The organism is Pseudonocardia pini, assembly GCF_013870575.1.
Taxonomy (GTDB): Bacteria; Actinomycetota; Actinomycetes; order Mycobacteriales; family Pseudonocardiaceae; genus Pseudonocardia; species Pseudonocardia pini.
Genome location: NZ_JACBXB010000588.1, coordinates 1 through 3,589 on the forward strand (window position 1 = coordinate 1; position 3,589 = coordinate 3,589).

Genomic DNA, 3,589 nt, shown 5'->3' on the forward strand with positions numbered 1-3,589 from the left:
AGGTCCGAGAGCTCGATGAGGCCGTCTTGCGCCCGCCTCACCATCTCGGACTTGCTCGACGCGAGGGCGCCCAGCGGCGCTGGATGGTGGCGGACGCGCGGCTCACGGTGCGGTGTCCTTCCTGGGGGCCGGCACTTGCGCGAGCAGCCTAGTCGGAGGCCCGCGGTGTTCGTGCACTCGGTGCGCATCCGTCACACCCGTGTGCGCGTACGTACCTGCGTCTGCATGTTTTGGACGAGATGTCAACCCCCTGACCTGCGACGATGGCCCTGCCCGGCGGACGGGGGACGGGCCGGTCGTGTTAACCTGGGTACAGCGAAAGGGGCCAGAGGACACATGGTTTTCAAGGTCGGAGAGACCGTCGTCTACCCGCACCACGGTGCCGCGCTCATCGAGGCGATCGAGACTAGGACCATCAAGGGCGAGGAGCGCAAGTACCTCGTCCTCAAGGTCGCCCAGGGTGACCTGACGGTGCGTGTTCCCGCCGAGAACGCCGAGGTGGTGGGCGTTCGCGATGTCGTGGGCCAAGAGGGACTGGACAAGGTCTTCGAGGTGCTGCGCACGCCGCACACCGAGGAGCCCACCAACTGGTCGCGCCGGTACAAGGCGAACCTGGAGAAGCTCGCGTCGGGAGACGTGAACAAGGTGGCCGAGGTCGTCCGCGACCTGTGGCGCCGCGAGAAGGACCGGGGGCTGTCCGCGGGCGAGAAGCGGATGCTCGCCAAGGCCCGGCAGATCCTGGTCAGTGAGCTCGCGCTCGCCGAGGGCACGGACGAGGAGCGGGCCGAGGCCCTGCTCGACGAGGTCCTGGCCACCACCAACGCCTGAGCGGTCCGGTGACAGTCGCGGCGGTCGTCCCGGCCGCCGGATCGGGGACGCGTCTGGGCGCCGGTGCGCCCAAGGCGTTCGTCCCGTTGGCTGGCGTGCCCGTCGTGGTGCGTGCGGTCGAAGGTCTGCTGCGCTCGGGCGCGGTCGACGAGGTTCTCGTCGGCGTGCCCGAGGCGCTGGTCGACCAGGCGCGCCTGCTCTTCGCGGGGCGCCCCGTCACCGTGCTCGCGGGCGGCGCCGAACGCACGGCGACGGTCCGCCTCGCGCTCGAGCTGCTCGCCGTCCACGGCGGTGAACGAGCGGCGACCCCGGAAGGTCACGCGGATGTCGTCCTGGTGCACGACGCCGCCCGTCCGCTCACCCCGCCCGCGCTGATCGCCTCCGTCGTGGCGGCCGTGCGGGCCGGACATCCGGCGGTCGTCCCGGTGCTCCCGGTGGCGGACACCGTCAAGCGGGTCACCCCCGACGGGATCGTCGAGTCCACTGTCGACCGCTCCGTGCTGCGTGCCGTGCAGACCCCGCAGGGATTCGCGTTCGCCACGTTGTGGGCCGCCTACGCCGCATCCGATGTGGACGCCGCGGCCACGGACGACGCCGGGCTCGTCGAGCGGGTCGGTGAGAAGGTCCACACCGTCCCGGGTGATCCGGCCGCCTTCAAGGTGACGACGCCGTGGGACCTGCACATCGCGGAACTGTTGCTGGAGAAGGCATGAGGACGGGCATCGGCACCGACGTGCACCCGGTCGAGGCCGGGCGGCTCTGCTGGATCGCCGGGCTGCGGTGGGAGGGCGTCGCGGGGTGCGCAGGCCACTCCGACGGCGACGTCGCCTGCCACGCCCTGTGCGACGCCCTGCTCTCCGCCGCGGGCCTCGGCGATCTCGGCGCGGTGTTCGGCACCGGCAGGCCCGAGTGGTCCGGCGCGAGCGGCCTCACGCTGCTGGCCGAGGTGCACCGGCTGCTCACCGCCGAGGGCTGGCGGGTCGGCAACGCCGCCGTCCAGGTGATCGGCAACCACCCCAAGATCGGCAGTCGGCGCGCGGAGGCCCAGAAGGTACTCGGCGAGGTGTTGGAGGCCCCCGTCAGCGTCTCCGGCACCACCACGGACGGCCTCGGCCTCACCGGCCGGGGCGAGGGCATCGCCGCGATCGCGACCGCCCTCCTCCTCCCCACCTGACCGCATTATGGAGCCACAACTGTCGTTTTCGACCCGTCGAACGACAGTTGTGGCTCCATAATGCGGTCGGGGCGGTCACTCGAACATCGCCCTCGTTCGCTCCTCGACCTCCTCGGGGGTCAGGTCCTCGGTCCGCTGCGCGACCATCCACTGGTGCCCGTACGGGTCGGTGAACCGGCCGCCGCGCTCGCCGTAGGGCTGGTCGCTGATCGGGAAGCGGACCGTCGCCCCGGCCTTCTCGAGCGCCGCCCCCACCGCGTCGGCGTCCGCGACGTAGAGGGCGAGGATGGCCGAGCCGCCGCCCTCCGACGGCGCGGGGTCGTACTCGTCGCCGTCCTTCACGGCCCAGACGACGTCGCCCGCGCGCAGCAGGGCGTGCACGACCTCGCCCGTGGGCGCGGCGTACCGCTCGACGAGGTCGGCGCCGAACGCGTCGCGGTAGAAGGCGATCGCCGCGTCGGCCCCGCGGACGGGCAGGCGGGGGTAGAGCTGCTCGATGCGTGTCATGCCGTCCAGCGTGCCGTGGGGACCGTCCGGCGTCTTGGAGGAATGTGATGCAGACCTGCCGTAACCTGCGGACCAGGGCGTCCGTACCCTGGTAAGGGTGAGCGTCCGACTCTTCGACACCCTGACCAGGAAGCAGCGCGACTTCGTCCCGCTGCGGACCGGAGCCGTGTCGATGTACGTCTGTGGCGCCACGGTGCAGGGCCTCCCCCACATCGGGCACGTCCGCAGCTCGCTGAACTACGACGTGCTGCGCCGCTGGCTCACCCGCTCGGGGCTCGACGTCGCCTTCGTCCGGAACGTCACGGACATCGACGACAAGATCCTCCGCAAGGCCGCCGAGGCGGGTCGTCCCTGGTGGGAGTGGGCGGCCACGCACGAGCGGGCCTTCGCCGCCGCGTACTCCGCGCTGGGCTGCCTGCCCGCGTCGCTGGAGCCGCGGGCCACCGGGCACGTCACGCAGATGGTCACCTACATCGAGCGGCTGATGGCGGGCGGGCACGCCTACGCCGCGGGCGGGGACGTGTACTTCTCCGTGCGGAGCTTCCCCGGCTACGGCGCGTTGTCCGGGCAGAAGGTGGACGACGTCGCGCAGGGCGAGGGCGAGCTGCCCGGCAAGCGGGACCCGCTGGACTTCACGCTCTGGAAGGCCGCCAAGCGCGGCGAGCCCGCCTGGCCCACGCCGTGGGGCGAGGGGCGGCCCGGCTGGCACCTCGAGTGCTCGGCCATGGCCACCGCCTACCTCGGCCCGGAGTTCGACCTGCACGGCGGCGGGCTGGACCTGGTGTTCCCGCACCACGAGAACGAGCGTGCCCAGTCGCAGGCGGCCGGGGACCCGTTCGCCCGTTACTGGCTGCACAACGCCTGGGTGACCATGGGCGGCGAGAAGATGTCGAAGTCGCTCGGCAACACGTTGTCGATCGACGCGCTGCTGCAGCGGGTCCGCGGCGTCGAGCTGCGGTACTACCTGGTCGGGCCGCACTACCGGTCCGCGATCGAGTACTCGGACGCGGCGCTGGCCGAGGCCGTCGCGGCGTACGGCCGGATCGAGTCGTTCGTGCACCGGGTGGGCGAGCGCGTCGG

At 72.0% G+C, this 3,589-nt stretch carries 5 protein-coding genes; 4 read left to right on the top strand and 1 reads right to left on the bottom strand.

The window, feature by feature from the left end:
- Positions 1–336: 336 nt before the first annotated feature.
- Genes H5J29_RS25275 through ispF form a run of 3 tightly spaced genes read left to right on the top strand, consistent with a single transcriptional unit; the run spans position 337 to position 2,002 of the window.
- On the top strand, positions 337–828 hold the full coding sequence (locus tag H5J29_RS25275) for a CarD family transcriptional regulator (protein ID WP_093083048.1): 492 nt from the start codon (positions 337–339) through the stop codon (positions 826–828).
- A gap of 8 nt (positions 829–836) precedes the next feature.
- The gene (ispD, locus tag H5J29_RS25280; RefSeq protein ID WP_181783522.1) at positions 837–1,541 is read left to right on the top strand and encodes a 2-C-methyl-D-erythritol 4-phosphate cytidylyltransferase; all 705 of its coding nucleotides are present in this window, start codon (positions 837–839) and stop codon (positions 1,539–1,541) included.
- Complete coding sequence (gene ispF / locus H5J29_RS25285) at positions 1,538–2,002, top strand: 2-C-methyl-D-erythritol 2,4-cyclodiphosphate synthase (protein ID WP_181783523.1); 465 nt, start codon at positions 1,538–1,540, stop codon at positions 2,000–2,002. The genes ispD and ispF overlap by 4 nt, the downstream gene beginning before the upstream one ends.
- Positions 2,003–2,077: 75 nt before the next feature.
- Here the strand turns inward: ispF and H5J29_RS25290 are convergent, their stop codons facing one another.
- On the bottom strand, positions 2,078–2,509 hold the full coding sequence (locus H5J29_RS25290; protein WP_181783524.1) for a VOC family protein: 432 nt from the start codon (positions 2,507–2,509) through the stop codon (positions 2,078–2,080).
- Positions 2,510–2,606: 97 nt separating this feature from the next.
- On the opposite strand from H5J29_RS25290, the gene cysS reads away from it, so the two are divergent.
- On the top strand, positions 2,607–3,589 hold a 983-nt coding region (gene cysS, locus H5J29_RS25295), incomplete at its 3' end, for a cysteine--tRNA ligase (RefSeq protein ID WP_181783525.1).